We start from the raw sequence: 1,251 nt of genomic DNA on the forward strand, positions 1-1,251 counted from the left end.
CTTAAACCTGAACTCTTTTGAATCCAAGTTAAAATCAGTATTTTTGTACATAATTTCCCTCTATTCGTATAACGCCCGCTTAAGTGGTGAGCAACGCAATACGATGTTTCCGCGCACCACCTAAATCACTAAATTCACCACAAACCACAAATGCCACGCGTTGCGAATCCGTCTTGAAGCGTTTGTTATGTGAACAAGCTAAAGTCAGTATCCGATATCAAGAATCAAAAACAACGTAAGCAAGAAAGTAGACCAGTACCATATACTAGCACGCCATTGACGAACTATTAGAACTTGATATAAAAAAGCAAAAAATAAAGCCAACTCTAAAAGAAACTGAAAAGGTAATATCAGAAATCCGTAAGCTAATCCGTATAGTGAAGCCTCTCCGGCTCCCCCACTACTACTCACCGCATTTTCGATAAAATGACTAAAATACAAGTAAATAAAATGGTTTACCGTAAATAGAACTAAAACAATATTCACTGCGCTCATGCTCCAAAACTTCATTTTGAAACATTATTAAGATCGACTCAGACGCTACCTAGCATCAAATATCAAAAAACTCGACGTGAACCGCTATTTTGTTTACATAACGCCCTGTTAAGGTGTGAGCAACGCAATACCGATGTCGCTGCATACCACCTTAATCACTTAAACCAACGCATGATGAAAATGCCACGCGTTGCGAATCACTCTTAAACAGTTTGTTAGTTGTATATTTCCCTAGTAGCATATTGATTTCAATAAGATTATTAATGGATTTAACAATGACTACCCATACCCTAGAAGTAAATGACGTTAAGTTTGACAAAGAAACTGGTACGATCCTTTCTTACGAGGCTGATTATAGGGATATCGAAATACCTTCCCACTTTGACAACGTAGAAGTTCGTATCATTGGTCGAAATGCATTTTGCCACAATTGGATAACAAATATAATTCTGCCAAACACATTACAGCGACTAGAGTATGGGGCGCTTAGTATGAATTTTATAACTCATATCGTTGTTCCTGAATCTGTTGAATTTATTGGCGAATACGCTCTTTACATGGAAGATGCGGAGATAAAAGTCGACATACTAAATGAAAATGCCGATGTTGATTATTGTGCAATTCACTCACCAGAGTATTTAGACGAATTAGAAGAAGAAGACGAATTCTGATGTACAACTAACGCCTTGCTAAGGTGTGAGCAACGCAATACCTATGCCTCCGCATAATACCTTAAACACATAAACCGACGCATAG

General features: G+C 37.7%; 1 protein-coding gene. It reads left to right on the forward strand.

Translation table 11 applies throughout. From position 1 onward, the window contains the following. The first annotated feature begins 770 nt into the window (after positions 1-770). Positions 771-1,166, forward strand: coding sequence for a leucine-rich repeat protein (locus R7F07_RS25015; RefSeq protein ID WP_017449650.1), 396 nt, complete (start codon positions 771-773; stop codon positions 1,164-1,166). Positions 1,167-1,251: the final 85 nt, after the last annotated feature.

Source organism: Vibrio sp. YT-16, assembly GCF_033337405.1.
Taxonomy (GTDB): Bacteria; Pseudomonadota; Gammaproteobacteria; order Enterobacterales; family Vibrionaceae; genus Vibrio; species Vibrio alginolyticus.